This window comes from Paenarthrobacter sp. NPDC089988, from assembly GCF_044748465.1.
In the GTDB taxonomy this organism is placed as follows: Bacteria; Actinomycetota; Actinomycetes; order Actinomycetales; family Micrococcaceae; genus Arthrobacter.
Genome location: NZ_JBIVGD010000020.1, coordinates 38,643 through 64,749, shown reverse-complemented (window position 1 = coordinate 64,749; position 26,107 = coordinate 38,643). Strand labels below are relative to the sequence as shown.

Sequence of the window (26,107 nt, the reverse complement as noted above, 5' to 3'; positions counted from 1 at the left end):
TCGCTTACACTCGTTCTGAATCGATACAATATCCCCATTCGGGAATCTGGGCAAGCGTTTTCCAAGAACGCGCTTTCGCAGCTTCCGGCCATACCATGTCCTGCACCACCAGTCCTCCAGAACGGCCAACCAGACAAAGGAGTCCCCTTGTCCTCCCCTGAATCCCCACGCGGTCCATCCGTTTGGAACAGCGTCCACGGCATCGCCTACGGCGGCGACTACAACCCCGAACAATGGCCGGAAGACATCCGGCTCGAGGACATCGAACTCATGAAGGAGGCCGGCGTCACTTTCCTGAGCGTCGCGATCTTCTCCTGGGGCCTGCTGGAACCCAGCGAAGGGAAGTACGATTTCGGCTGGCTCGATGACGTGCTGGACAACCTCCACGGAGCGGGCATCAAGGTGGCCCTGGCCACCGCCACCGCCTCCCCACCGGCCTGGCTTGCCCGCAAGTATCCGGAAATCCTGCCCGTCACTGCGGAAGGCGTCCGCCTGGAGCGCGGCTCCCGGCGGCACTACTCGCCGTCGTCATCGGTGTACCGCAGGTACGCCACCACCATGACCCGCGTCATCGCCGAACGCTATAAGGACCACCCGGCCCTGGCCTTGTGGCACGTGGACAACGAGCTCGGCTGCCACGTGGGTGAGTTTCATGGCGAAGAGGATGCGGCCGCCTTCCGCCGGTGGCTCGAACGCCGTTACGGGACCATTGAGGTGCTGAATGACGCATGGGGAACCGCGTTCTGGTCCCAGCACTACGCGTCCTTCGACGAGATCATCCCGCCCGGGGCAGCTCCCACCACCCTGAATCCCGGCCAGCAACTGGACTTTGCCCGCTTCAACTCGTGGTCATTCATGGACTACTACCGGGAACTGCTCGCCGTTCTCCGCGAAGTGACCCCTGGCGTACCGGCCACCACCAATTTCATGGTCTCCAGCGCAACGAAAACCCTGGACTATTTCGACTGGTCCAAGGACATGGACGTCATCGCGAACGACCACTATCTGGTGGCAGCCGACCCAGAGCGCGAGATCGAACTGGCCTTCAGCGCCGACCTGACCCGCGGCGTCGCAGGCGGAGAGCCGTGGATCCTCATGGAACACTCGACGTCGGCCGTCAACTGGCAGCCCTACAACCAGCCCAAGATGCCCGGCGAAATGCTCCGGAATTCCCTGGCCCACGTGGCCCGCGGGGCCGACGCCGTCATGTTCTTCCAGTGGCGCCAAAGCAAGGCGGGCTCCGAGAAATTCCACTCGGCCATGGTTCCGCACGGCGGCCGGGATACCCAGGTGTGGCGCAACGTTGTGGACCTTGGTGAAGCCCTCCGCAAGTTGGAGCCCGTCAAGGGATCGCGCGTCGAATCCCACGTGGCCATCGTGTTCGACTACGAGGCCTGGTGGGCCGCGGAACTGGACTCCCACCCCAGCCAGGGCGTCAAGTACCTGGACACCATGCGGGCCTTCCACCGCTCGCTTTACCTGCGCGGCGTGACCGCGGATTTCGTCCACCCCACCGCGGACCTGGCCGGCTACGACCTCATCCTGGTCTGCACGCTCTACGCCGTGACGGACGAGGCGGCTGCCTCGATAGCGGCCGCTGCACACGACGGCACCACTGTGCTGGTGAGCTACTTCAGCGGCATCGTCGACGAACGCGACCACGTACGCCTTGGCGGCTACCCCGGCGCCTTCCGCGAGCTCCTGGGCATCCGGACCGAGGAATTCCACCCGCTCTTCCCCGGCACGTCCACCACCCTGAGCGACGGCACCGTGGGATCTGTGTGGAGCGAACATGTGCGGGCAGCCGATTCCACCGAAGTCCTGGCCACCTTCACCCACTATCCGCTGGACGGTGTCCCCGCGTTATCGCGCAGAGCCACGGGAGTCGGCTCTGCCTGGTATCTCGCCACCCTCCCAGATGCCGCGGGTATCGACGCACTGACCGCGCGGCTCCTGGACGAAGCCAAGGTGATGTCCGTGGCCGAGGCGGGTGCCGGCGTCGAACTTTCCCGCCGCCGGGCGGCTGACGGCCGCAGTTTCCTGTTCGCCATCAACCACGGCCGGGAGGACGTAACGGTGAAGTCCGACGGCGAGGAGCTGCTCAGCGGCGAACGCTTCAGTGGCGTGGTGCCCGCCGGAGCCGTGGCAGTGATCGCCGAAGACCCACCCAAGTAAGGGACAGAAACGTCCTTCTGACCCGCCAGAAGGACGTTATCTGTCCCCCAGTTGGGTGCCTGCGCACGGAAAAGCGCCCCGGATTGATCACGCTGACCAACCCGGGGCGCTGTTCCGGTGCTGAAAGGCTAGGCGCCGATCGCGGACTTCATTTCATCCACGGCCTTCTTGCCTGCTTCTTCGGTGGAGAGCCTGTTGAACAGGACCTCGGAGCTGTAGCGCTTGACGATTTCCTGGATGGCACCGGCACCCTTCGGCGGAGCTGCCGGAGCCTTGCCAAGTTCGCCCTGGATGTCGCTGATGAAGTTGACCACCTTGGTGTCCGCCGGAGCCAACTTGGACTGGATCGCTGCGCGGACATCCGAGTTGGGGTAGACGCCGCGGTCAGCAAGGAGGATTTCACCGGCCTTGACGTTGTTGGTCAGGAAGTTGATGAACTTGGCGGTCTCTTCAGGGTGCTTGGTCCGCGAAGAGGCAGACCAGAACTGGGAGGCCTTGTACCAAAGCTGGGTGTCCGAGGCCTTGCCGGTCTTGGACGGGAAGCGCAGGATCTGCAGCTCACCACCGGCAGCCTTTTCCAGGGCGGGCAGCTGGTTGGACCACCAGAAGGCCAAGCCGTTCTTGCCGGTAGCCAAGCCGCTCTGGTCAAGGGGCGCGGCTTCCGCTTCAACGATTTCCGAGGCCGACGGGACAGCCTTCTTCTCGCTCAGTTCCTTCAGGAAGTCCCAGTAGCCGGCGATGTCCGAGGGTTCGAACCCGAGCTTGCCATCGTCGGTGTACAGCGACTTGCCGTTCTGGCGGAGCCAAACGCCGAGGGACGCCTCATCCGTTCCATAGGCAGCGGCGCCATAGGTGCCCTTCGGGGACTTGGCCGTGACTTCGGCAGAAATCCGCTCGAAGTCGTCCCAGGTCCAGGTCTTGTCGTCCGGGAGGGCAACGCCGGCGGCCTTGAAGACTGCGGGGTTGGCCAGGATGGTGGCTGCGTTGATGCCCGCGGCGATGCCGGTGAGGCCCTTGGGACCCTTGCCTGCATTCAGTGCAGCTTCGTCCAACTTGGAGGTATCGATCTGGTACTTGGAGAGGTCCAGGAGGGCACCGCGGCTGGAGTACTCGGTGATGTACTTTTCGTCCATCTGGATGATGTCCGGAGCATCGTTGGCGGCCACCTGGGTGGCCAGTTTGTCCCAGTACCCGGACCAGTCGCCGTATTCGGCCTTGATGGTGATGTTCGGGTTCTCGGCTTCGAAGGCCTTGATGGCTTCCTGCGTCAGTTGCGCCCGCTTGTCGCCGCCCCACCAGGAGAAGCGGAGCTCAACCTTGCCATCAGCGCTCTTGGCTTCGGAGCCGCCCCCACAGGCACTCAAGGCCAGGACGGCTGCCGCGGTTGCTGCAATAATGGCCGAGGCGCGAAGCTTGCGCTTGGACCGCTTGGCCTTGGGTTCCGACGAGCGCGCCTCCGACGCGGCTGCGTGGGCGACTGCTTCACCCTTGGGAAATACCGGCACTGTAGTCTCCGATCTTCTTTGATCCTTGGAAGTGTGAGAAAGCGTTTTCTCATTGGAATTATGATACAAGTCACTATCTTGTGTGACAAGTGTCATTTCTGAACTGGGTTTGGTGACGGGAAGGGGCCGGCTTCCACCGGCCCCCTCCCCTCGGCGGGGCGCCTTAAGGTTTATTTGATGCCGGTGGTGGCGATGCCCTTGATGAGGAACCGCTGGCCGAACAGGAACACCAGGAACACCGGGAACAGGGACACGATGGACATGGCGAACAGGGATCCCCAGCTGGTGGCCGATTGTGAGTCGACAAAGGCCCGCAGCGCGACCGGGACGGTGAACATGTCCGGGTCCGTGAGGTAGATCAGGGCACCGAAGAAGTCGTTCCAGGTCCAGATGAACGTGAAGATGGTGGTGGTGGCGAGGGCCGGAACCATCAACGGCAGGATGACCCGCAGGAAGATCCGGGGGTGGCCTGCGCCGTCGATGCGGGCCGCCTCGTCCAGTTCCTTCGGGATGCCCCGGATGAACTGGACCATGAGGAACACGAAGAATGCATCCGTGGCCAGGAGCTTGGGCACGATCAACGGCCAGAAGGTGTTCACCCAGCCGATCTGCGAGAACAGGATGTACTGCGGCACGATCACCACGTGGAAGGGCAGCATGATGGTCAGCAGCATGATGCCGAAGAACAGTTTCTTTCCGGTGAACTGGAGCCGCGCGAAGGCGTAGGCCGCCATGGAGCAAGAGATCAGGTTTCCCAGGATCGAGCCAAGGACCACGATTGCGGAGTTGATCATGTAATGCCCGAACGGGTGGGTCAGCGCGGACCAGCCGTCGGTGTAGTTGCCCATCTCCAGGTTCTGCAGCCACAGGCCGGGTTCGCGGAAGATGAGATCGTTCGGGCGCAGGGAGGAGACCACCATCCACAGGAGCGGGTAGATCATGACCCCGCCCACGAGGATCAGGATGGCGTGCTTGATCAGTCCCTTGATGCGGGCGCTGCGGCTGAAGGCCAACGTTCCCCGGGATTCGCGGCGGCGGGGGGTCTTGCCCGGTTGCTGTGATGTGGAGCCGGAAGTGGCGGGCATGGTCTGAGTTTTAGTCATCGTAGAACACCCAATACTTTGAAGCGATGAAGTTGATGGCAGTGAATGCACCGATGATGACCAGCAGGAACCAGGCCATCGCTGAGGCGTATCCCATGTCGAACTGGCCAAAGCCCTTCTGGTACAGGTACAGCGTGAAGAACATGGTGGAGTCCGACGGACCGCCGTTGCCGCCCGAGACGATGAACGCCTGCGTGAACGACTGGAACGAGCCGATGATCTGCAGCACCAGGTTGAAGAAGATGATGGGGCTCAGCATGGGGATGGTGATCCGCCAGAACTTCTGCAAGGTGGTGGCACCGTCAACTTCGGCTGCCTCGTAGTACATGTTCGGGATCTGGCGCAGGCCGGCCAGGAAGATGATCATGGGGCTGCCGAACGTCCATACGTGCAGCAGGATGATGGAGCCCAGCGCGGTGTTCGGATCCGAGATCCAGCCCGGGCCTTCGATCCCGATCATGGCCAGAACCTGGTTGACCAGGCCCGTGGTGCCGAAGATCTGCTTCCACAGGATGGCAACGGCAACCGAGCCGCCGAGCAGCGAGGGCAAGTAGAAAATGGAACGGTAGAACGGGAGTCCGCGAAGGCCCTTGTCCAGGACCAGTGCAATGAGGAGCGCCACGGCCAGCTGCAGGGGCACGCCCACCAGGACGTACATGAACGTCACGCGCAGTGAGTTGTGCAGGCGGGCATCACTGAACATCCGGGCAAAGTTGTCCAAGCCAACCCATTCCGGCGGTTGCAGGAGGTTGTAGTCAGTGAAGGACAAGTACAGGGACATCAACATGGGTCCCACGGTGATGACCACCAGGCCGATTAACCATGGCAGGAGGAAGACGTAGGCGGCCTTGTTGTCGCGGCCGTTGGCCTTCTTCTCTTCCTTGGTCATGGGGCCTTTGCGGCGGGTCATCGTAGAGAGTTCGCCAATAGCGCTCATTGCGTCCTCCCCGCGTGACCCCGGACGCCCTGCGGCGTTGCGGGGTGGTGCTGTGCGGCCATGTGGTCTCCTTTGGTCATCGTGGCCTTCCACGGAATTCGTGCTGGGAAATGCTGCCTCCGGGTCCGCCGGGGGCTCCGGCGCAGCCCCCTGGTTTTCCAGGATTCCGATCCCGGCGTTCAGCGGCTCCGTACCAAAGTAAACGTTTTCTTGACCCATGTACAGCCTTTTGCTAATTTTTGAGAAAGCGTTTTCTGATGAATGCGCTCCACATGATTTCCCGCTCGCTGATGCAGTCCGGCGTGCGGTCCCGCACACCCATCCGCCCCAGTAAAGCAGGACTCACTTGTTCCCGAATAAAGCCACGGACAACGCTGTACTGGCCGGGAGACAGGCACGCCCCAGTGCGATTGCCGGCTACGAGGACTGGCCGGACCATGCAGCCAACAATCCCCACGTGCCCAACTCCCGCGCCGCGCAACTGCTCGCCGAAACACTCGGCGTTCCTGCCTTCGCACCGAATTCCGGGTATTCGGTGGAGTGGGAAGTGGAAGACAACAATGTGGTTACGTCCAAGCTGACGTGGCAAACCGGCTTCGGCCCCCGGACATCGGCCTGGCTGGTCAAGCCCGCCCATGCCGCGGGACCACTCCCCGGAATCCTCGCCTTGCACTGCCACGGCGGTATCAAGTCGCACGGCGCCGAGCGCCTGGTGGGGATGCCTCCCGGCGCACCGGAACGGTCAAGACACGACGCCGGCACCGCCTCTGCGAACAGCCTCGGCCCCCTGCCACCCGGCTTGCGGTCACGGCTCTACGGCGGCAGGCCCTGGGCCACGTGGTTGGCCGGGCAAGGGTTCGCGGTCCTGGCCCACGACGCGTTCATGTGGGGCAGCCGACGGTTCACCCTGGACCCGTTGCCCTACCGGACCGCCCACGCGCTGGCCGGGCAGGAGGCACTCTGGCGGGAGGCCGGCGTCGTACCTTCCGACGCGGAACGGTACAACGCCGCGGCAGCTGCCCACGAGGAAACGGTGGCAAAGGCCGCCACATTACTGGGATCCACCGTGGCCGGGATGGTGGCCCACGACGACCTCGTTGCCCTGGACATCCTGGCCTCGCTCCCCGGCGTGGATGCCGGACGGCTTGGTTGCGTCGGGTTTTCCGGTGGCGGCGGCCGGGCCATGGTCCTCGCCGGCCTGAGCCAGAAGATCCGCACCTGCGTGGTGACGTGCATGATGACCACCTTCCAATCGCTGCTTCCCGCCTACCTCGACGCACACTCATGGCTCCTTCATTCCCCCGGACTCTCCGGGTTGGGCGAATGGCCGGACGTCGTGGCGCGTTCCAGTGTGGAATCCGTGCTGGTCCAATACGGGCTGCGCGACGAGCTCTTTCCGGAAGCCGGAATGCGCGACGCCGACTCCCACCTCAGGCGCGCCATGGCACCGGGCCGGTACACGGGCAGCTTCTGGGACGAATCGCACGTCTTTACGCCGGCCATGCAGGAAGAGGCTGCCGCCTTCCTCGCCACCCATCTCCAGGCAGAACCACCCACCCGAGCTTCAGCGAGGACCACCCCATGACCCAGCCCGCAACCATCACCAGCCCTACACCGCCCGTGCCTGTTCCCCGCGTCGCGCTGGTAGGCGTCCACGGCTTCGGCGAACGGCACCTGGACAACCTCCGGCGCCTCGGGTCCGAGGGGAGGCTCCGCCTGGTGGCTGTCGCAGATCCCCTGCCACCCGCGGACGGCCAACTTCCTGACGATGTTGGCGTGTTCGCCTCCCTCGACGAGCTCCTGGCCGACGGGCAAACACCGGACGTGGTCATCATCTCCACGCCTATCCAGACCCACGCACCGTTGGCCCTCGCAGCACTGGAAGCAGGCGCCAACGTGTACCTCGAAAAGCCACCCGTGGCCTCCATGGCACAGTACTCCGACGTGATGGTGGCTGCGCAGAAGGCCGGGAAGCTGGTGCAAGTGGGCTTCCAGAGCCTGGGATCGCACGCCGTTGACGCCGTCCAGCGGCTGCTGGTCTCCGGCGAACTCGGCGAGGTCCGCGGGATCAGCGCCACCGGGCAGTGGCTGCGCACCAAGGGTTACTTCACCCGCTCCCGATGGGCAGGGAAGCGAAGCATCAACGGAACCGATGTAGTGGACGGTGTGGCCACGAACGCCTTGGCCCATGCCGTCGCAACAGGACTGCGCCTTGCCGGAGCCGCTACGGCGGCGGATGTCCGGCAGGTGGACACGGACCTCTACCGGGCCAACGACACCGAAAGCGATGATACCTCCGTTGTCCGGGTCGCTACCGTCCACGGCACTGTCCTGACTTGCGCACTGACGCTGTGCGCCCCCGTGCAGTCGGCCCCGGTGGTCACGGTCTACGGCACATTGGGGCAGGTGGCCTTCTCCTATACCGAAGACCGGCTGGACATCACCACTCCGCAGGGAACCAGGACAGAAAACTACGGCAGGACCGACCTCTTGGAGAATCTGCTCGCGGCCCGGTCCGAAGAGGACCTCCTGAGCCCCCTCGGCGGCACTGGAGCTTACGTTGCCGTCCTCGAAGCGATCCGCACTGCCGAGGATCCTGCCCCCATCGATCCGGCCTTCGTGACTTGGGCGGGAGAGGGCAGTGAGGCACACGCTGTGGTGCAGGGCATCGGGACATGGATCCAGCGGGCCGCCTTGGGGCAAGCCACGTTCGCCGAGCTCGGAGCACCCTGGGCCTCCGGATCCAGCAAGCCCGTGATGGAACTCGGCGGGACCGTTGTGGCCACCATCCAGGATGGAACCGGCATCAAGCCCACATCCTCCCCTCGGCCCTACCTGCACCCCGTCCGGACCTTGGCCGGAACCGTCGTGACGGACCACGTGCCCGAGGACCATGTGTGGCATCTGGGGGCCGGCGTGGCTTTGCAGGACGTGGACGGCATCAATTTCTGGGGTGGCCGCACCTACACCCGGGACGCGGGAGCCTACGTGTGGCGCAAGGACCACGGGCACATCGTCACCGAATTCGCCGAACACACCGAGGGAAAGCGGGTGGAACGGCTCGCTTGGGTCGGTCCCGACGGAACCCGGATACTCAGCGAACAACGCCGGTGGAGCTGGGCCGCCGTCGGGCAGTCCGCATGGGCGTTGACGCTGGACTTCAGCCTTGAGTCGGCCACTGGCGGCACCGTAATGCTGGGCAGCCCCGGGTCGAACGGCCGGCCACAGGGCGGCTACGGCGGCTTCTTCTGGCGCCTGCCGAAAGTGGGCGATGCCACCATCTGGACCGCGGACGCCCGCGGCGAGGACGCGGTCCATGGGAGCGTCGCGCCGTGGCTGGCTTGGTCTGGAACGTTCGACGCCGGAACATCACCCGGCGGGCACGGCACCGGCGGCCTGGGCCACCCCGCAACGCTGGTGTTCCTCGCCTCTCCGCAGGCACCGGATCCGTGGTTCGTGAGGCATTCGGGCTACCCGGGCGTCGGGCTATCCCTCGCGTGGGACACCCCGGTCCGGGCAGAACCCGGCAATCCTGTCCACCGCACCGTCACAGTCCTCATCGCCGACGGTTTCCTGGCCACCAATGACATTCAACAACTCATCTCAACCTTGGGGGAATCGGCATGACCGCTCCAGCTCAATCCACAACCGCGACCGTCACCGCGCCACGGACCGCACCCGGCAACGCAGCCGATCGCGCCGTCAAACGCCGGCGCGTCCTGGACATCCTCGATGCCGCGGGCCGCGATTCGCTGCTCCTGACCACGCACACGGCGCTCACCTGGTACCTGGACGGGAGCCGCGTGCACATCAGCCTCGCCGGGGATCCCATCGCTGCCCTGCTGGTGGACCGGGACGGGGACCACCTGGTCACCTTCAACAACGAGGCCGGACGGATTGCCGCCGAGGAACTGCCCCAGGGCGTCAGCCTTCACACGGTTCCCTGGCACGGCCCGCTGCACGCCACGGCTGCCGGACTCGCCAGCGATGGCGATCCCCTGCTGGAAGCCGCTGTGGCAACCGAACTCCGTGCCGCGCGCCAGCAACTCCTTCCTGCCGAGGCCTCCCGCTACGCCAGGCTCTCGGCCGACGCTGCAACGGCCATGACCGACGTCCTGTCACAGGCAACACCCGGTACCACCGAATTTAAGCTGGTTTCCGATCTTGCTGCCCGGATCGTCGCCGTCGGGGCCGAACCGCTGGTCCTGCTCTGCAACGGAACGGGCCGCAGCGACTACCGGCACCCGCTGGCTACGCACTCGCCGATTGGCCGCCGCGCCATGGCCGTGGTGTGCGCCCGCCGTGACGGCCTGGTTGCCAACGTGACCCGCTGGGTGGCGTTCGACGCCGGCACGCCCCAGGAACTCGACGCCGAGGCCCGCATCGCGGCGGTGGAAGCGGACATCTTCCGTGCGACGGTTCCCGGAGCGCGCCTTAACGACGTGTTCAGCGAGATCCAGACCGCGTACGAACGGCACGGCTTCGGCGCTGACCAGTGGAAGCTGCACCACCAGGGAGGCCCTGCAGGATATGCCGGAAGGGATCCCCGGGTGACCGCTGACGTCACAGACCGGATTGTGGTCAACCAGCCCTTCACATGGAACCCTTCCGGTCCCGCCGTGAAGATCGAGGACACCGTTCTGCTCACGGACGGTGGGCTGGAGATCCTGACCCTCGACGAACGCTGGCCCACAGCGGAAGTCGACGGCCGCCGTCGTCCCTTGACCCTTCGTCCATAAGCCCTTCACGCAACAAGAAAGGGGCGGGTCACCATCAAGGTGACCCGCCCCTTCTCGCGCGTGGTTCCCAACTGGGGGACAGCACATGTCCCATTGAGCGTTCAGTGGAGCATGTGCTGTCCCCTACTTGGGTTAGCTGAGGTTCAGCACGCCGTCCACGCGCCGCGGGATCCCCAGCGGGTTGGACTCGTGCAGGGCTGGGTGCAGAATGCTCTCCGGTGCGTCCTGGTACGCCACGGGACGCTGGAACCTGCGGACCGCCGTCGCCCCTACGGACGTGAACAGGGACGTTGTGGCGGGGTAGGGACCGCCGTGCTGCTGGGCCCAGTTCACTGCCACACCCGTGGGCCAGCCCGCGAACAGGACGCGCCCGGCCAGCCCGCTGAGCTGCTCCACGAGCGCCTCAATGTCCTCGCCGGGCTGGGCGTGGAGAGTTGCCGTGAGGCTGCCGGGAACCTTGGCCAGGGCCTCGGACAATTCATCCTGGTTGGCGTACTCGATCAATAGCGTAGTGGGCCCGAAGCATTCCTCCAGGAGTTCCTCGGGCCGAGCCAGGACATTGGCAGCGGTGGTGGAGAAGACCACCGGCGCGGCACCTTCGGCCAAGGCGTCCTGGTCCGCAGTGCCGCTGACCAACGTCACTCCGGGCTGCTCGGCGACGCTGCGCAAACCGTACGGGTACGCCTCGGCAATGCGTTCGGTGAGCATGGCCGCCGCGGGCTTATCCGTGCTGGCTTCAGCCACGTTCGCTGCGAAGTCGGTCCCGGCAGGGATGAAGATGAGGCCGGGCTTGGTGCAGAACTGGCCGGCGCCCATGGTGAACGAAGCAGCCAGGCCAGCGGCGAGTTCCTGTCCCCGTTCCGCAAGGGCAGCTGCCGTGATGACCACGGGGTTCAGGCTGCCCAGCTCGCCGTAGAACGGAATGGGCTCCGGGCGTGAAACCGCAAGATCGAACAGGGCGCGGCCTCCCGGAATGGAACCGGTGAAACCCACGGCCTTGATGGCCGGATCCTGGACCAAGGCTGTACCGGCCTCGCGGCCACTGACCAATGCAAAGATGCCCTCGGGGGCGCCGGCTTGGGCCAAGGCTTCCGTGACGATCTCGGCTGTGCGCTCGGACAACCGCAGGTGGCCTGAGTGGGCCTTGACGATCACCGGGCAGCCTACAGCGAGCGCAGACGCGGTATCGCCCCCGGCTACGGAGAAGGCGAACGGAAAGTTCGACGCCGAGAACACGGCTACCGGGCCAACTGGCCTGAGGATGCGGCGCAGGTCGGGCTTGGGCGGGGTTGATCCGGGGTCGGCATGGTCGATCACGGCTTCGAGGTACGAACCCTCGGTGATGACTTGCGCGAACAACCGCAACTGGCCGCTGGTCCTGGCCACCTCGCCGGTGAGCCTGACCGTACCAAGGCTGGTCTCGGAGTCGGCGATCGCCACGAGTTCCGTCACGTTGGCGTCCAAGGCGTCGGCGATGGCGGTCAACCAGGCGGCCCGGTCGGCGTCGGACGCTGCTGCGGTCACCTTCGCCGCGGCAGCCGCGGCAGCCGTAACTGCTGTCAGGTCAAGAGTTGCTGTACTCAATGTGGTTTCCTTTGCTCTCGATATCGTCGGTAGCGGAGGCCTGTGCGGAGAAATCGAATCCGAGTCCGGGACGTCCTGCGGAACTGAGCCTGCTGTTGCGGATCCGGACGGGGGACGGGCCGTCAAGGATGCCCAACTGCTGGAAGGAGGCGTCCTCCACGTCTTCCACGCTGACGGCTTCGGCCAGGGTCAGGGCCAGCTGGCCGGAAAGTTCGGGCAGCAGGTGCGGGGCAACCCGGATGCTGTTGGCCCGCGCCAACTCGACGATCCGCCTGAACGGGGTGATACCGCCCACCCGAACAATGTTGGGCTGGATGATGTCCACCGCTTCCGCTTCGATGAAGTCGCGGAACCGGTAGATGGTGTGGACGTTCTCCCCCAATGCAATGGGCACCGGTGAGTGCTTGCGCAACCTCCGGTAGGCCCACAGATCGTCCGCACGGATCGGTTCTTCCAGCCACTCCAGGCCATAGCCGGCCAGGACATCCAAGGCACGAAAGGTATGCGCCAGGTCCCAGCGCTGGTTGGCGTCGATCATGAGCAGCCGGTCCGGTCCAAGGACCTCCCGGACCGCGGACACCCGTTCCGCGTCCTCGCGCAGCTCCGGTTTGCCTACCTTGATCTTCACGGCATTGTGACCCGCAGCCACCCAGCGCTTGGCCTGCGCCACGAGCTCATCCAGGGAGTAGTGCAGGTTGACGCCGGAACCATAGACTTCCACGGATTCCTGGCGCTGGCCCAGCAGTCCGGTGACCGATTGGCCGGCCTTCCGCGCTGCGAGGTCCCAGAGGGCAAGGTCCACGCCGGCCATCGCAATGGTGGTCAGTCCTCCCCCGCCCGCTTCGTGCAGCCGTTTCCACAACGCGTCCCACACGATCTCCGGGTTGGCTTCCAGCCCCAGGATGAAGGGGGCAATGTCGTGGTCAAGGAGGGCCTTCACCGCGTACGGTCCAATGGTGGGCGTCCACGAGAATCCGTGGCCGGTTCCGCCGTCGTCCGTTGCCAGTTCGGTGACGATCACGTGGTTCTCCGGCGCCTCCACACCCCAGCTGCGCAGCAGCGGAACAGTGATCAGGCGGGTGGAGAGCCCGGTGATGCGGGCCGGCATCAGTTGCCGGCCAGCTCGTGGCCCTTGGCGAGGATTGCCTTGAGCTCCAACAGCTGCTCCTCGGTGGGATCCACCAGTGGCGGACGGACCGAGCCAACGGGCAGGCCGGCCAAGCGGAGGCCTGCCTTGATGAGGGAGACGCCGAAGCCCGGTGTCTGGTCTCGAAGCCGGACGAGCGGCCCGTAGAAGCCTTCCAGCAACGCGTTGCGGCGCTCTTCGTCGCCGGAGACGTAGGCGTCGTAGTACGCCTTGGCGATCTCCGGGGCCATGGCGAAGGCCGCCGAGGAGTACAACGGAATACCCAGGCCGCGGTAGGCTCCCTGCGTGAGTTCGGCCGTCAGGAGGCCATTGAACAGCGCGAAGCCTTCACGGCCGCTGGCGTTGATGGCGGAGACGATTTCCTGCGCGAGGCCAACATCGCCGATCCCGTCTTTGAAGCCCACTACCTTGGGGTTCGCGGTCAAGCGGGTCATCGCGGCGGCGGTGAACTTCGCAGTACCGCGGTGGTAGACGATCACGGGGAGGTTGCTGGCGGCCGCCACGGCCTCGACGTAGGCAACCACGCCGTCGGTGGGACCCGTGACCAGGTAGGGGGGAAGCACCAAAAGGGCATCGGCGCCTGCTTCTTCTGCCACTTTGGCAGCCGCGATGGCGTGGCCCAGCGGCCCACCGGCGCCGGCCACCACGGGCACGGCTCCTGCCACGACCTCGACGGCGGCTGTCACCACAGTGCGGATCTCGTCCAGGGACAGGGCATGGAACTCACCCGTTCCACATGCCGGGAACACGCCGCCGGGACCGAATGGAAGGCGCGAGGCGATGTGTTCCTTCAAAAGGGCCACATCCACCGATCCGTCCTCGGCGAAGGGCGTGACGGGGAAGAAAAGGACGCCGTCGAATTTCATGCTGTCTCCTTGCTGGTTGCTCCCGCAGGCACCAGGCCGCGGTGGTTCTCGTCATTGAGTAGTGCTGTGTCTGCGCCTTGGTAGGCAGGGGTGAGTTCGGTACGCCAGCTGCGCCGTGGCTCCCACCCCAGGAGCTCGCGGGCCTTGTCCACGGAGAATGCGGGACTGGTACCGGTAAGGTGCTCCGTCAGTGGACCGCTGCCGGGCAGGAACCGCGGGAACAATTCAGCCAAGGGCGCGGTGGCCAGGGCATCCTTGGCGCCCACGAAGAACACCTGCCCATTGGGTATGGAGTCCATCTTCGCCAGGAGCACATCCAGGAAGTCCGCCACGTCACGGGCATCGACGTAGTTGAACAAAGCCGGTGCGGACAATGCGGGATCGTCCAGGCGTTCGCGAACCGTGTGGCCCTGCTGGGTCAGCGCCCCCTCCCATTCCTCGGGCGAGATGACGTAGCAAGGGCGGAAGGCCGCGTACCGGATTTTGTCCCCTTGCGCGGCAGCGAACATCTTGACCGTCTGCTCAGCGATCAGTTTGGACAACGCATAGGCGTTCCACGGCTTGGGTGGCGTCTCTTCGTTCAAGGGGAACGACGGCGGCAGCCATCCTGCCGGCGAGCCGTAGCCGAGCGCGGTGGGGCTGCTTGCCGTGACGATCCTCGGAACGCCTGCGTCCGTGGCAGCACTCACCACCGCGTAAGCGAGCCGGGTGTTCGTGCTGAAAATGACGTCCTCGGGTGCACTGAAAGGTACCGCAATAGCAGCGAGGTGGATGACGGCGTCGGGCGTTGTTTCCCTGATGAGGCGCTCCGCCTCACCGGGCGCCAGGAGGTCTGCGGTTAATTGAGTGGCACCTGCCGGCAACTGTCCGGCGGGGATGGCGTCGCGGTCCACGGAAACCACGTCGTGGCCCGCCGCTGCGAGTCCGGCCACGACGCTGCGCCCGAGCCGGCCCGAGCCGCCGGTGACGAAAATCCTGCTCATCTGATGTTCCTTGCGTCTCTTGGGGTCAGGCCTGGTGGCGGCTGAGGTCGGCGCCGAGGCCAAGTTCGCTGATGCGGACAGGCAGCTCGGAGTCGAGGGACTGGTTTCCAGCGATGCCCACAGAGACGGAGCGGAGCCCGTCGATGTAGCCGGACGGACGGCCCAGCGGGTCCACTCCGGGGCCGTTGAAAAGATCCGAAAGCAGCAGGTTGTCGCCACCGCCATGGCCACCTTCGCCATTGATGATGGGCACCTCGTAGGCTGCCTCCCAGTGGCGCTGGACGATCAGGCGCTCACCGTTGCGGCGCACGGCGTCCTCTTCCTCGATGGGTGTGGCGCTCGGGTCCACGACGGTCTTCTTGTCCGTGCTGAACTCGACGGCGGCACGTTCCACTACCTCGAGTTCGGCGCGGCCTTCCGTGCCGTTGACGGTAACGCGGTAGCCCTCCCAGGGGCTGTGCGCGTTCAGGGAGTAGCTCAGGGTGGGTCCGCCCTGGTAGTCCACTACGAGGGCCAGGTTGTCCTCGATGGTGATCCCATCGGTGAAGACGTCCTGGTCGCGGCGGTAGCCATCGAACTTCTCGTTGTCGTAGTACAGGGCCTTCAGCCGCTCGTCGTCGCGCAGGTCCAAGCGGAAGGGATCCCGCTCGAGGCCGTCCACGGTTCCGCGTTCCGGACGCGCGCCGAGGCCGCGCTCACTGGCATTCTTGTCGCCATAGAAGCGCAGGCCGCCGGAAGCGAAGACGCGCTCGGGAACGTCGTTGATCCACCAGTTGACGAGGTCGAAGTGGTGGGAGGCCTTGTGGATCAGCAGGCCGCCGGAGTTCTTCTTGTCGCGGTGCCAGCGGCGGAAGTAGTCCGCTCCGTGGACGGTGTCCAGGACCCAGCTGAAGTCGATGGACGTCACCTTGCCGATCATGCCGTTCTGGATGACTTCCTTGAGGGCGGAGTTGCGCGGCGAGTAGCGGTAGTTGAAGGTCACCACCACGTTCCGGCCGGTTTCGGCAACGGCGGATGTGATGCGGCGGCAGCCCTCCACGTCGATGGTCAGCGGCTTTTCAACCACGACGTCGGCACCCGCCTCGAGCGCTTCAACGATGTAGTCGGCATGCGTGTAGTCCGGAGTGGTCACGATGACGCGTTCGATGCCATTGGCCTGGATGAAGCTGGTGAGCTCGCCCGGCTCGAAGGATGCGACCGGTCCGGATCCGCCAAGTTCCTTGATGAGCTCCTGGTAGAACTCCACACGGCCCGGGTTGACGTCGGACAGGGCCACGAGCTCGGCAACATCGGCGTGCTGGCCCAAGATGGCGCGGATGTACATCTCGGAACGGCCGCCAGTGCCGATGAGGGCGATTCTTGTGCGGTGGCCGGCGGTGCCCGATGCGGACGTGGTGGTGGCTGGATGGGTCTCGGCGGTGTCGACGTTGACCATGGAGAATGCCCCTTTCCAAAGGCAGGAGTGAACCGCTTGACGGCCCGGCTTGTTCTGGGAAGAATCATGAGAAAGCGTTTTCTCAGAGCGTTATAAGCTTTGTATCAAGACTCTGGCGGTCACGTCAACCATCGCCCCAACGACGGGGCAGCACGAGGCAAGCCAATCGGAAAGGGCAAGATGGCACGCAGGAATACCAACAGGCGCGTTGGCATCGCCGACGTCGCGGAGAAGGCAGGCGTTTCCCACGCCACAGTGTCGCGCGTCATGAACGGCAACGCGGCAGTGGACCCCGGCATCGCCGAACGCGTACGTGCCGCCGCCGCCGAACTGAAGTACCAGCCCAACCCCGTGGGCCGGAGTTTGGCCCTGGGCAAAACGGACACTATTGGGATCGTGGTGCCTGACCTGGCCAACCCCACGTTCCAGGCCATCCTTCGCGGCCTGAGCATTGCTGCCGCCCAGGACGGCTACCGCGTATTGATCGCGGATTCCTCCGAAGTGACCAGCGAGGAAGCCATCCTCGCAGGCGAAGCACGGCGGCGCTGCGACGGCGTGGTGCTCTGCGCACCCCGCATGCCCGATGCCGAACTGGAGGAGCTGGCCCCCACCCTGCACCCGTTGGTCCTGATCAACCGGACAACCATCACCACCAACACACCGAGCCTCAGCGTCGATTACGGGCAGGGCATCCAGGAGCTCGCCCAACACCTTATTTCCCTGGGCCACCAGCGGCTCGTCTATCTCTCCGGCCCGGAACACAGCGCCTCAAACCGCCAGCGCCTGGTTGGCCTGGCGGAATTCCGCAAGGAGCACCCGGGCATCGAGCTCCAGATGCTGCATGGCGGTTCCAACTTCGACTCGGGCCACGACTCCACCGAGGCCATCATTGCCAGCGGAGCCACGGGCATCCTGGCCTTCAACGACCTCGTGGCCATGGGCCTCTTAAGTGGCCTGCACGAGCGCGGCATCCGGGTTCCCGAGGACATCTCCGTGACCGGTTTCGACGACATTCCGTTCGCCAAATACACCACTCCCCCGCTCACCACCGCCGCCGTTCCCATCAATGAGCTCGGCAGCCTGGCGTGGCGCAGGATGCGGGAACAGATCCAGCAGGCGGACGAAGCACCCGCCCATCAGCAGGACGAATTCGCGCCCCGCATGGAGATCCGCAAGAGCACCGCCGCCCCGGCCCTCAAGCCCGCCTAAGAAAGCAACGCGGAGTCACTTACGGCCAATCCAAGGGGTCATCAGGGGCCCTCAGGGGCTCCGCGTTGCCTTAATCCTGGGTGGAGCCTGAGCCGACTCCTGCTTCGAAGTAGAAACCCCGGATGTGGGCCGCCACGAGATCTGCCGCCTTGCCGCCGTCGCTCGCCTTGACAGCGGCAAGGATGGCGCGGTGTTCGGCCCGAAGCCGCCCTGCCGTGGCGTTCCAGTCGGGGAGGTTGCCCGTGAGTTCGCTGGCGTAATTCTCGATCGCCCCACGGAGCGAGGCCATCATGGCGCTCACCACGGCATTGCCCGCAGCCTGGGCCAACGCGACATGGAAGCGGGCGTCGAGGCCCAGGAACGTATCAACGTCCGGAGCAGCGTCCATCTGGTCCAGCAACTCCGCGGCTTCGTCCAGCTCGGGCACGCCGGGGTGTGCACGCGCCGCCGCCCAGGACTCAAGGAGCACGCGGGTCTCAACGATGTCCGCCACAGGAAGGTGCCGAGTCGCCACGTGCAGCCGGAGCGTCGATCCTAGGGCCGAACCCGGCTCCGCAATCACGATCGTTCCCGCATCCTTGCCGGAACCCACCCCAGCACGGACAACACCCATGGCTTCCAGGATCCGGACGGCCTCGCGCACCGAGGTCCGTGAGACCTGCAATTGTTCGGCCATGGTCCGCTCACCGGGCAGGCGTCCGCCCAAGGCCAGTTCGCCGCTGGACAATTGCTGTTCGATCCACTCCAGGACAAGTTCGTGCGTTCGCATACCGGAATACTAGTTGATGTGGTCCAACCACATGCCCTACAGTGTGGTTAGACCACACACTTCAAGGGAGAACCGCATGACCGACACCCTCGATCCCAAGCTCACTGCTGCCCCCGCCGATGCCGGCAGCGACCAGAACGTGAGCCGCCCACCCCAGCCGCGTCCCGCCGTCGTACTTCCCCCGGCACTGAAGCGGCGCGTGCCCAAGGTGTCCGACCTGGCACCGCTCATGCAGTTCAAGAAGCCGGAGTTCAGCAAGACCGCACGGCTCAAGCGGGCCAGCACCATCTGGGACCTGCGGGACATCGCCAAGCGGCGCACCCCGCAGGCACCCTTCGACTACACCGACGGCGCTGCGGAAGCAGAGATCACCTTGCGCCGGGCCCGCCAGGCGTTCCAGGACATCGAATTCCGCCCCGGCGTCCTGCGTGACGTCTCCAAGATCGATCTCCGCACGGACATCCTCGGCCAGGAATCCAAGCTTCCCTTCGGCATCGCACCCACCGGCTTCACGCGCATGATGCAGTCCGAGGGTGAATACGCAGGCTCGCAGGCCGCCGAGGCCGCAGGCATCCCCTACACCTTGTCCACCATGGGTACCGCCTCCATCGAAGACGTTGCCACGGCAGCGCCGAATGGCCGCAACTGGTTCCAGCTCTACCTGTGGACGGACCGGGACCGCTCGCTGGAACTGATCGAGCGGGCTGCAGCGGCTGGCAACGACACCCTCATGGTCACCGTGGATACGGCAGTGGCCGGCGCCCGGTTGCGCGACGTCCGGAACGGCATGACCATTCCCCCGGCGTTGACGCTGAAGACCGTCCTGGACGCGTCCTACCGTCCGGCCTGGTGGTTCAACTTCCTTACTCACGAGCCGCTGACCTTCGCCTCACTGTCCCGCTACACCGGCACTGTGGCAGACCTGATCAACTCCATGTTCGATCCCACCCTGACCTACGAGGACCTCGACTGGTTGCGCGAAACCTGGAAGGGCAAGCTCGTGGTCAAGGGCATCCAGACCGTCGAGGACGCCCGGCGCGTCGTTGACCACGGGGCCGACGGCATCGTGCTGTCCAACCATGGCGGACGCCAGCTGGACCGTGCACCCATCCCGTTCCACCTGCTGCCTGAGGTCTCGGCTGCGCTGAAGGCGGACAACAACAAGGCTGCGGTGATGCTGGATACCGGCATCATGAGCGGTGCCGACATTGTGGCGGCGCTGGCACTTGGCGCAGACTTCGCCCTGATTGGCCGCGCCTACCTGTACGGGCTCATGGCCGGTGGGCGCGAAGGCGTGGACCGGACCATCCAGATCCTGGAAAAGGACATGACCCGGACCATGGCGCTGCTGGGAGTCAGCAAGGTGGCGGACCTCAACCCGGACCACGTGCGTTTGCTGCAGCGCTAACCCATGTAGGTAGCAGTAGAGGGCGTTTTGAAGCTTCAAAACGCCCTCTACTGCTACCCAGTTGGGTGAGGCGGCTAGATGAGGCCTTGGGCCAGCATGGCATCGGCCACCTTCACGAAGCCACCGATGTTGGCACCCACCACATAGTTGCCCGGCGCGCCATACTCTTCGGCCGTCTCGGCGCAGCGATCATGGATGCCCACCATGATTTCCGTAAGCCGGGCCTCGGTGTGCTCGAACGTCCACGAGTCGCGGCTGGCGTTCTGCTGCATTTCCAAGGCAGAGGTAGCAACGCCACCTGCATTGGCAGCCTTGCCCGGCCCGAACAGGATGCCTGCCTCCTGGAACACGGACACAGCTTTCTGGGTGGAGGGCATGTTGGCCCCCTCGGCCACGGCGATCAGGCCGTTGCTGACGAGCTTGGCGGCAGCATCGCCGTCGAGCTCGTTCTGGGTGGCGCAGGGCAGCGCAACGGTGCCGTTGACGTCCCACACCGAACCGCCCTCGACGTGGCTGACGCCCGGGCGACGCGCAGCGTATTCGGTGAGACGGGCGCGTTCCACTTCCTTGACCTGGCTGAGCAGGGCAACATCGATGCCTGCCTCATCCACGATGTAGCCGGCAGAATCCGAACATGCCACGACGGTGGCGCCAAGCGCCTGCGCCTTGGCGATCGCGTGGATGGCCACGTTGCCGGAACCCGACACGACGACGCGCTGGCCGTCGAAGGAGGTTCCACGCGTCTTCAGCATTTCCTGCGCAAAGATGACCGTTCCGTAGCCGGTTGCCTCGGGCCGGACCAGCGAGCCGCCCCAGGAGATACCCTTGCCGGTCAGCACGCCGGATTCGTAGCGGTTGGTGATGCGCTTGTACTGGCCAAACAGGTAGCCGATCTCGCGTCCGCCCACTCCAATGTCGCCGGCCGGAACGTCCGTGTATTCGCCAATGTGGCGGTAGAGCTCCGTCATGAACGACTGACAGAAGCGCATGATCTCGGCATCGGAACGGCCGCGGGGATCGAAGTCCGAGCCGCCCTTGCCGCCACCAATGGGCATGCCAGTCAGCGCGTTCTTGAAGATCTGCTCGAAGCCGAGGAACTTCACAATGCCCAGGTAGACCGAGGGGTGGAAGCGCAGTCCGCCCTTGTAGGGGCCCAGCGCCGAGTTGAACTCCACGCGGAAGCCGCGGTTCACGTGCACGCGTCCGGCGTCGTCGGTCCACGGGACACGGAAGATGATCTGGCGTTCCGGTTCGCAGAGGCGTTCCAAAACGGCACCTGCGAGGAATTCGGGGTGACGGTCGTGGACCGGACCGAGGCTTTCGAACACTTCGGTAACCGCTTGGTGGAATTCCTTTTCGCCCGGATTCCGTGCCAACACGGTGTCCCTGACAGCTTCCAGCCTCGAATCCATGCGTCGTCCTATCCCTCGGTGCCACGAGTCGCGGCGAGACAATCAAAGTCCCGCTCATGCTTGCACCATCAGAGGTAGGATCTCCATCCCAGCCGGATATGACCGTCAGGGTGCGACTTAACACAACTGGTGAAAAACCCCGTGAATACGGCTAAGCGAAGGTTAACAAAACCTCACAATGTGAGGAGTATCACGTTAGCTCTAGCGCTTGCGCCCGAATTTCGGCAGGTTGGGCAGGTTCGCCAGGAGGTCCGCGGCCTTGGTGGCCGCCCGGCCCACGGTGCGTCCTATCTGCTGCGGCACAGTGTCGTCCGTCTGCAGGTCCACGGACACAGGCGCATCCGTTGCGTGCGCGGTGACGGCCTGGCTGAGGGTCTCCATGCGGGGTGCAACATCCTCCGCAACGGCAGCCGCGGCGGCTTCAGCGGCAGGCTCCCCTACGGAAGGTACGACGACGGCGGCGGCCGCGGGTCCGACGTCGAACGTTTCCAGCCACGAGGCGACGCCCGCGAGCGGCTTGGGATTCAAGGTATAGAAGCGCTTCTGGCCCTGCGCACGCATGCTGACAAGGTCAGCTTCGCGTAGAACTTTCAAATGCTTGGAGATGGTGGGCTGGCTTGCGGCCAACTCTTCAACCAGTTCCCCTACTGCTTTATCCCCAGAGCGGAGGGAAACCAGGATGTCGCGCCTGGTTGCCTCAGCAATGACGGCAAATACGTCGTCAGTCACCATGACACCCACCCTAGCGACATATACGCCAAATGGCATCCCTCGTTTCCGTCTGCTGCAACGGCGGATCGTTGACCGCTGGGTGGGCCGGTGCTACAACTTTTGTCACGGTCCGTCCGGGCTCCCAGGCCCCGGCCGCCAACAGCACGGGGTGCAGGGCAATGACTGACTTCTTCCGGCGGCACATGTTCAACATCATTGCCGCAGTGTTCCTGGCCCTGTTTGTCCTGGTGTGGGCCACCGTACTCCTCCGCGTTGGCACGTGGGTTCCCACCGGCGAAGCCCAGGCACCCGAGTTGAACGGAGCCCTGGTCACGGCGGCCGGTGTCCTGGCCACTTCGCTGAGTTCCCTCACGGCCTCGGCCTTGGGTTTCACCATTTCAGAGGTCAAACGGGACAACGCCAAAGCCGGCGAGCCCAGTCCCCTTGTCAACCCGGCCGAGGTAGCCACCCGTCTCTCGGGCCGCGTCATTTTCGCCATCATGGTCTACATGACCATGGGGATGCTGGTCCTGGTGCTGTGGCTGTTCAAGGGACAAGCGTCCACCGACCTGATCGGGGCATTCGCGTTGTCGCTGCTGGGCTGGCTCGTCGGAGCAGCCGGCGTGGTGTTCCAAACGGAGAAGGCCGACTCCTAGCTTGCTGGCAAGCACTCAGTCGAACCAGGGATCCAGCCCATACAAAGGGAAGATCTCCTTGCGCGTGGCGATGACCGTCCGGTCCACTTGGTCCGCGGGGTCGTAGCCCACCTCCCAGGAACGCCACCAGATGTCCACGTCGTCACCCATGGACTCGGGAGCCCACACACCGTACTTTTCCTTGACGTACGTGCGCCACTGTTCGGGCACGGGGGTTGCGAGCGGGACCGCCCGCTGCGTGACCATCCCGATCAGGTGGCTCCACGCACGCGGGACCACGCCCGTGACGTCATAACCGCCGCCGCCTGTGGCGATCCACCGGTTCCCGCAGTAGCGGGCCGCGAGGCTTCCGACGGCGCTGGCCGCCTCACGCTGGGCATCGACGCTGAGGTTGAGGTGCGTGAGCGGATCCAAGCGATGCGAATCGCAGCCGTGCTGGCTCACGATCACCTCGGGCTGGAAAGCCCCGACGAGTTGGGGCACCACGGCGTGGAAAGCCCGCAGCCACGCGGCGTCCCCCGTGAACGCGGGCAGCGCAACGTTCACCGCAGTGCCGGGAGCATCCGGCCCGCCCGTTTCATTGGCGAAACCTGTACCGGGAAACAATGTCAGCCCGGATTCGTGCAGGGAAATGGTCATCACCCGGGGATCATTCCAGAAGATGCTTTGCGTCCCATCGCCGTGATGGGCGTCAACGTCGATACTGACGATCCGCTGCACCCCGCCGTCGAGCAGCCGCTGGATGGCCATGGCAACATCGTTGTAGACGCAAAAGCCGCTGGCCCTGTCCCTCGACGCATGGTGCATTCCGCCGCTGAAGTTGACCGCCCGGATGGCCTTGCCGTCAAGGATCGAATCGACCGCCACCAAGGAACCCCCGGCCAGCCGGGCGCTTGCTTCGTGCATGCCCGCAAACGCGGGATCGTCCTCGGTGCCCAGTCCCCGTTCTTCGTCCGGCCAGTAGGGATCCGCGCTGACCCGGCGGACCGCCGCCACATAGTCGGGGCTGTGGACCGAGCAAAGTTCGACGTCGGTAGCCACCGTGGGTGCCTCGACGGCCACGTGGCTGTGGCTGAAAAGGCCCAGGGATTCGGCCAGTCTTGCCGTCAGTTCCAGCCGCTGGGGCGCCATGGGATGGCCGGGCCCGAAGTTGTAGGCAGTCATGGCAGGATCCCACACCACCGTCGTTGGCAGTGCGGAGCGCGTGATGCTGGAAGCAGCCGTTCCAAGCGTGGAGTTCATCCAGAACAGGCTACCCGAGGCCATAGCGCCTCCCTGCCCGGTTACGGCAGCCGAATAGTGGTTTACTACTCAGGAAAGTATGTTCACTTGAGGAAGAGCACCATGTCTCAAAGCCAGTCGCGGTCCACCGCCCCGGCCAACTGGCAACCAGGCCAGCCGGAACGCGAAGGCTTGTGGATCTTCACGCGTGCCCGCGACTTCATTGACAATATTGCCAACACTTCCCCGGCCCGTCTGGCACTCGTGGCGTTCGGCCTGGTCATCCTGCTTTTCACGGGTCTTTTGTCCCTCCCCGCTTCCTCGGCGTCCGGTGAGGCGACTCCGCTGCACCAGGCCATGTTCACGGCGGTGTCCAGCGTTTGCGTCACCGGACTGACCGTCGTTTCAACGGCCACCCACTGGTCCTTCTTCGGGCAACTCGTGATCCTTGTGGGCATCTTCGTGGGTGGCTTGGGCACGTTGACCCTGGCATCCCTGCTGGCCCTCATGGTCAGCAAGAGGCTTGGCGTCCGCGGCAAGCTCATTGCCCAGGAAGCCATGAACAACGCAGGCCGGCTTGGCGAAGTGGGTACCCTGCTCCGGATCGTCATCACCACCTCCGTGGTGATCGAAGCCGCCTTGGCTTTGGCTTTGATTCCCCGCTTCATGCTTTTGGGTGAGCCGTTCTGGCAATCCGTGTGGCACGGCGTGTTCTACTCGATCTCCTCCTTCAACAACGCCGGCTTCACACCCCACTCAGACGGAATCGTGCCCTACGAAACCGATCTCTGGATCCTCATCCCCCTGATGCTTGGGGTGTTCCTGGGCAGCCTGGGCTTTCCCGTGGTCATGGTGCTGCAGCAGAACGGCCTGAACTGGAAGAAGTGGAACCTCCACACCAAGCTCACCATCCAGGTGTCCTTCATCCTCCTGTTGGCTGGCACCGTGCTGTGGGCCCTGATGGAGTGGGACAACGTGCGCACCATCGCGCACATGGACCTGGGCGACAAGATCATCCACTCGCTCTTCGCCTCCGTGATGACGCGCTCCGGCGGTTTCAACCTGGTGGACCAGAACCACATGGAATCCACCACCATGCTGCTCACCGACGCGCTCATGTTCGCCGGAGGCGGCTCGGCTTCAACTGCCGGCGGCATCAAGGTAACCACCATCGCCGTCATGTTCCTGGCGATCGTCGCCGAAGCCCGTGGCGACGCGGACGTCAAGGTATACGGCCGCACCATCCCACAAGGCACCATGCGCGTGGCCATCTCCGTGATCGTTGCCGGTGCCACCCTGGTGTCCGTCGCAGCCTTCCTGCTGCTGTCCATCAGCGGAGCGTCGCTGGACCGGGTGCTCTTCGAAACCATTTCCGCCTTCGCCACCGTAGGACTGAGCACCAACCTCAGTGCCGAGCTGCCGCCGTCGGGCGTTTATGTCCTGACGGCCCTCATGTTCGCCGGCCGCGTCGGCACCGTTACCCTCGCTGCGGGCCTGGCCCTGCGCCAACGCAGCCAGCTGTTCCACTACCCGGAAGAGAGGCCAATCATTGGCTAGCACCCAGGGGGCGGCCAACCGTCCCGCCCACAACGCACCGGTCCTGGTGATCGGCCTTGGCCGCTTCGGTTCGGCCACGGCTGAGCAATTGGTGAAGCAGGGCCGTGAGGTCCTGGCGATCGAACGCGACCGCAGCCTGGTCCAGAAATGGGCTCCCGTGCTCACCCACGTCGTGGAAGCGGACGCGACCAACATCGACGCCCTGCGCCAGCTCGGTGCACAGGAGTTCAGCTCGGCTGTGGTGGGCGTGGGCACGTCGATCGAATCATCCGTGCTCATCACCGTGAACCTGGTTGACCTGGGCATCCAGCACCTCTGGGTCAAGGCGATCACGCCTTCGCATGGCAAGATCCTCAGCAGGATCGGCGCCAACCACGTCATCTACCCGGAAGCCGACGCCGGTGTCCGTGCCGCGCACCTCGTGTCCGGGCGCATGCTTGACTTCATCGAATTCGACGACGACTACGCAATCGTCAAGATGTACCCGCCCAAGGAAACGGTGGGCTTCACCTTGGAGGAGTCCAAGGTCCGGTCAAAGTACGGCGTGACCATCGTGGGCGTGAAGACGCCGGGTGAGGACTTCACTTATGCGCGTCCGGAAACCAAAGTGTCCGGACACGACATGTTGATCGTGTCCGGACACGTGGACCTGCTGGAACGCTTCGCGGCCCGGCCGTAGCTTGGGTTGCT

The 26,107-nt window shown here is 64.7% G+C and carries 21 protein-coding genes; 9 read left to right on the top strand and 12 right to left on the bottom strand.

All coding sequences use genetic code 11. The annotated features are described in order from the left end of the window. Positions 1-147 precede the first annotated feature (147 nt). Positions 148-2,175, top strand: a complete 2,028-nt coding sequence (locus tag ACIPV6_RS19850) for a beta-galactosidase (protein WP_400272536.1) — start codon at positions 148-150, stop codon at positions 2,173-2,175. 128 nt (positions 2,176-2,303) lie between these two features. On the opposite strand, the gene ACIPV6_RS19845 is transcribed toward ACIPV6_RS19850, so the two are convergent. The 3 genes from ACIPV6_RS19845 to ACIPV6_RS19835 all read right to left on the bottom strand — a co-directional run bounded on the left by ACIPV6_RS19845 (position 2,304) and on the right by ACIPV6_RS19835 (position 5,720). Continuing rightward, on the bottom strand, positions 2,304-3,680 hold the full coding sequence (locus tag ACIPV6_RS19845) for an ABC transporter substrate-binding protein (RefSeq protein ID WP_400272535.1): 1,377 nt from the start codon (positions 3,678-3,680) through the stop codon (positions 2,304-2,306). A gap of 170 nt (positions 3,681-3,850) precedes the next feature. Next, positions 3,851-4,783, bottom strand: coding sequence for a carbohydrate ABC transporter permease (locus tag ACIPV6_RS19840; RefSeq protein ID WP_400272534.1), 933 nt, complete (start codon positions 4,781-4,783; stop codon positions 3,851-3,853). After that, on the bottom strand, positions 4,776-5,720 hold the full coding sequence (locus ACIPV6_RS19835) for a carbohydrate ABC transporter permease (RefSeq protein WP_400272533.1): 945 nt from the start codon (positions 5,718-5,720) through the stop codon (positions 4,776-4,778). Before ACIPV6_RS19835 ends, ACIPV6_RS19840 begins: the two co-directional genes overlap by 8 nt. A 346-nt stretch (positions 5,721-6,066) precedes the next feature. Here ACIPV6_RS19835 and ACIPV6_RS19830 point away from each other — a divergent pair, with 346 nt between their 5' ends. Genes ACIPV6_RS19830 through ACIPV6_RS19820 form a run of 3 tightly spaced genes read left to right on the top strand, consistent with a single transcriptional unit; the run spans position 6,067 to position 10,459 of the window. Next, the gene (locus ACIPV6_RS19830; RefSeq protein WP_400272532.1) at positions 6,067-7,305 is read left to right on the top strand and encodes an acetylxylan esterase; all 1,239 of its coding nucleotides are present in this window, start codon (positions 6,067-6,069) and stop codon (positions 7,303-7,305) included. Continuing rightward, positions 7,302-9,347 carry a DUF6807 family protein gene (locus tag ACIPV6_RS19825; protein WP_400272531.1) on the top strand — a complete coding sequence of 682 codons (2,046 nt, stop codon included), beginning with the start codon at positions 7,302-7,304 and terminating at the stop codon, positions 9,345-9,347. Before ACIPV6_RS19830 ends, ACIPV6_RS19825 begins: the two co-directional genes overlap by 4 nt. After that, complete coding sequence (locus ACIPV6_RS19820) at positions 9,344-10,459, top strand: M24 family metallopeptidase (protein ID WP_400272530.1); 1,116 nt, start codon at positions 9,344-9,346, stop codon at positions 10,457-10,459. The genes ACIPV6_RS19825 and ACIPV6_RS19820 overlap by 4 nt, the downstream gene beginning before the upstream one ends. 132 nt (positions 10,460-10,591) lie before the next feature. Here the strand turns inward: ACIPV6_RS19820 and ACIPV6_RS19815 are convergent, their stop codons facing one another. Genes ACIPV6_RS19815 through ACIPV6_RS19795 form a run of 5 tightly spaced genes read right to left on the bottom strand, consistent with a single transcriptional unit; the run spans position 10,592 to position 16,474 of the window. Then, positions 10,592-12,043 carry an aldehyde dehydrogenase (NADP(+)) gene (locus ACIPV6_RS19815; protein ID WP_400272529.1) on the bottom strand — a complete coding sequence of 484 codons (1,452 nt, stop codon included), beginning with the start codon at positions 12,041-12,043 and terminating at the stop codon, positions 10,592-10,594. After that, complete coding sequence (locus ACIPV6_RS19810; protein ID WP_400272528.1) at positions 12,024-13,151, bottom strand: mandelate racemase/muconate lactonizing enzyme family protein; 1,128 nt, start codon at positions 13,149-13,151, stop codon at positions 12,024-12,026. The genes ACIPV6_RS19815 and ACIPV6_RS19810 overlap by 20 nt, the downstream gene beginning before the upstream one ends. Continuing rightward, positions 13,151-14,056, bottom strand: a complete 906-nt coding sequence (locus ACIPV6_RS19805; RefSeq protein ID WP_400272527.1) for a 5-dehydro-4-deoxyglucarate dehydratase — start codon at positions 14,054-14,056, stop codon at positions 13,151-13,153. Before ACIPV6_RS19805 ends, ACIPV6_RS19810 begins: the two co-directional genes overlap by 1 nt. Further along, positions 14,053-15,039 carry an NAD-dependent epimerase/dehydratase family protein gene (locus ACIPV6_RS19800; RefSeq protein WP_400272526.1) on the bottom strand — a complete coding sequence of 329 codons (987 nt, stop codon included), beginning with the start codon at positions 15,037-15,039 and terminating at the stop codon, positions 14,053-14,055. Before ACIPV6_RS19800 ends, ACIPV6_RS19805 begins: the two co-directional genes overlap by 4 nt. A gap of 25 nt (positions 15,040-15,064) precedes the next feature. After that, the gene (locus tag ACIPV6_RS19795; protein ID WP_400272525.1) at positions 15,065-16,474 is read right to left on the bottom strand and encodes a Gfo/Idh/MocA family protein; all 1,410 of its coding nucleotides are present in this window, start codon (positions 16,472-16,474) and stop codon (positions 15,065-15,067) included. 180 nt (positions 16,475-16,654) lie between these two features. Between ACIPV6_RS19795 and ACIPV6_RS19790 the strand changes: the two genes are divergently transcribed. Beyond that, positions 16,655-17,683: a LacI family DNA-binding transcriptional regulator gene (locus ACIPV6_RS19790; protein WP_400272524.1), complete on the top strand. Its 1,029-nt coding sequence runs from the start codon at positions 16,655-16,657 to the stop codon at positions 17,681-17,683. Positions 17,684-17,753: 70 nt separating this feature from the next. On the opposite strand, the gene ACIPV6_RS19785 is transcribed toward ACIPV6_RS19790, so the two are convergent. Further along, on the bottom strand, positions 17,754-18,452 hold the full coding sequence (locus ACIPV6_RS19785; protein WP_400272523.1) for a FadR/GntR family transcriptional regulator: 699 nt from the start codon (positions 18,450-18,452) through the stop codon (positions 17,754-17,756). A gap of 76 nt (positions 18,453-18,528) precedes the next feature. Between ACIPV6_RS19785 and ACIPV6_RS19780 the strand changes: the two genes are divergently transcribed. Next, the gene (locus tag ACIPV6_RS19780) at positions 18,529-19,860 is read left to right on the top strand and encodes an alpha-hydroxy-acid oxidizing protein (protein WP_400272522.1); all 1,332 of its coding nucleotides are present in this window, start codon (positions 18,529-18,531) and stop codon (positions 19,858-19,860) included. A 74-nt stretch (positions 19,861-19,934) separates the two neighbouring features. Here ACIPV6_RS19780 and gdhA read toward each other — a convergent pair whose 3' ends face one another. Further along, positions 19,935-21,272, bottom strand: a complete 1,338-nt coding sequence (gene gdhA / locus ACIPV6_RS19775) for an NADP-specific glutamate dehydrogenase (RefSeq protein WP_400272521.1) — start codon at positions 21,270-21,272, stop codon at positions 19,935-19,937. A 201-nt stretch (positions 21,273-21,473) separates the two neighbouring features. Further along, complete coding sequence (locus ACIPV6_RS19770) at positions 21,474-22,004, bottom strand: ArsR/SmtB family transcription factor (RefSeq protein ID WP_400272520.1); 531 nt, start codon at positions 22,002-22,004, stop codon at positions 21,474-21,476. A 158-nt stretch (positions 22,005-22,162) separates the two neighbouring features. Between ACIPV6_RS19770 and ACIPV6_RS19765 the strand changes: the two genes are divergently transcribed. After that, positions 22,163-22,639, top strand: a complete 477-nt coding sequence (locus tag ACIPV6_RS19765) for a hypothetical protein (RefSeq protein ID WP_400272519.1) — start codon at positions 22,163-22,165, stop codon at positions 22,637-22,639. Positions 22,640-22,654: 15 nt separating this feature from the next. On the opposite strand, the gene ACIPV6_RS19760 is transcribed toward ACIPV6_RS19765, so the two are convergent. Continuing rightward, complete coding sequence (locus ACIPV6_RS19760) at positions 22,655-23,881, bottom strand: acetoin utilization protein AcuC (protein ID WP_400272518.1); 1,227 nt, start codon at positions 23,879-23,881, stop codon at positions 22,655-22,657. A 102-nt stretch (positions 23,882-23,983) separates the two neighbouring features. On the opposite strand from ACIPV6_RS19760, the gene ACIPV6_RS19755 reads away from it, so the two are divergent. Then, positions 23,984-25,417 carry a TrkH family potassium uptake protein gene (locus ACIPV6_RS19755; protein WP_400272517.1) on the top strand — a complete coding sequence of 478 codons (1,434 nt, stop codon included), beginning with the start codon at positions 23,984-23,986 and terminating at the stop codon, positions 25,415-25,417. Further along, positions 25,410-26,096 (top strand): potassium channel family protein, encoded by a 687-nt coding sequence (locus ACIPV6_RS19750; protein WP_387439446.1) that lies wholly within the window; start codon positions 25,410-25,412, stop codon positions 26,094-26,096. The genes ACIPV6_RS19755 and ACIPV6_RS19750 overlap by 8 nt, the downstream gene beginning before the upstream one ends. Positions 26,097-26,107: the final 11 nt, after the last annotated feature.

Bases quoted from the DNA above. Each gene is read 5' to 3' on its own strand.
- ACIPV6_RS19840 (WP_400272534.1), bottom strand. From the start codon at position 4,783: ATGACTAAAACTCAGACCATGCCCGCCACTTCCGGCTCCACATCACAG.
- ACIPV6_RS19835 (WP_400272533.1), bottom strand. From the start codon at position 5,720: ATGAGCGCTATTGGCGAACTCTCTACGATGACCCGCCGCAAAGGCCCC.
- ACIPV6_RS19825 (WP_400272531.1), top strand. From the start codon at position 7,302: ATGACCCAGCCCGCAACCATCACCAGCCCTACACCGCCCGTGCCTGTT.
- ACIPV6_RS19820 (WP_400272530.1), top strand. From the start codon at position 9,344: ATGACCGCTCCAGCTCAATCCACAACCGCGACCGTCACCGCGCCACGG.
- ACIPV6_RS19810 (WP_400272528.1), bottom strand. From the start codon at position 13,151: ATGCCGGCCCGCATCACCGGGCTCTCCACCCGCCTGATCACTGTTCCG.
- ACIPV6_RS19805 (WP_400272527.1), bottom strand. From the start codon at position 14,056: ATGAAATTCGACGGCGTCCTTTTCTTCCCCGTCACGCCCTTCGCCGAG.
- ACIPV6_RS19800 (WP_400272526.1), bottom strand. From the start codon at position 15,039: ATGAGCAGGATTTTCGTCACCGGCGGCTCGGGCCGGCTCGGGCGCAGC.
- ACIPV6_RS19795 (WP_400272525.1), bottom strand. From the start codon at position 16,474: ATGGTCAACGTCGACACCGCCGAGACCCATCCAGCCACCACCACGTCC.
- ACIPV6_RS19790 (WP_400272524.1), top strand. From the start codon at position 16,655: ATGGCACGCAGGAATACCAACAGGCGCGTTGGCATCGCCGACGTCGCG.
- ACIPV6_RS19785 (WP_400272523.1), bottom strand. From the start codon at position 18,452: ATGCGAACGCACGAACTTGTCCTGGAGTGGATCGAACAGCAATTGTCC.
- ACIPV6_RS19780 (WP_400272522.1), top strand. From the start codon at position 18,529: ATGACCGACACCCTCGATCCCAAGCTCACTGCTGCCCCCGCCGATGCC.
- gdhA (WP_400272521.1), bottom strand. From the start codon at position 21,272: ATGGATTCGAGGCTGGAAGCTGTCAGGGACACCGTGTTGGCACGGAAT.
- ACIPV6_RS19770 (WP_400272520.1), bottom strand. From the start codon at position 22,004: ATGGTGACTGACGACGTATTTGCCGTCATTGCTGAGGCAACCAGGCGC.
- ACIPV6_RS19765 (WP_400272519.1), top strand. From the start codon at position 22,163: ATGACTGACTTCTTCCGGCGGCACATGTTCAACATCATTGCCGCAGTG.
- ACIPV6_RS19760 (WP_400272518.1), bottom strand. From the start codon at position 23,881: ATGAACTCCACGCTTGGAACGGCTGCTTCCAGCATCACGCGCTCCGCA.
- ACIPV6_RS19755 (WP_400272517.1), top strand. From the start codon at position 23,984: ATGTCTCAAAGCCAGTCGCGGTCCACCGCCCCGGCCAACTGGCAACCA.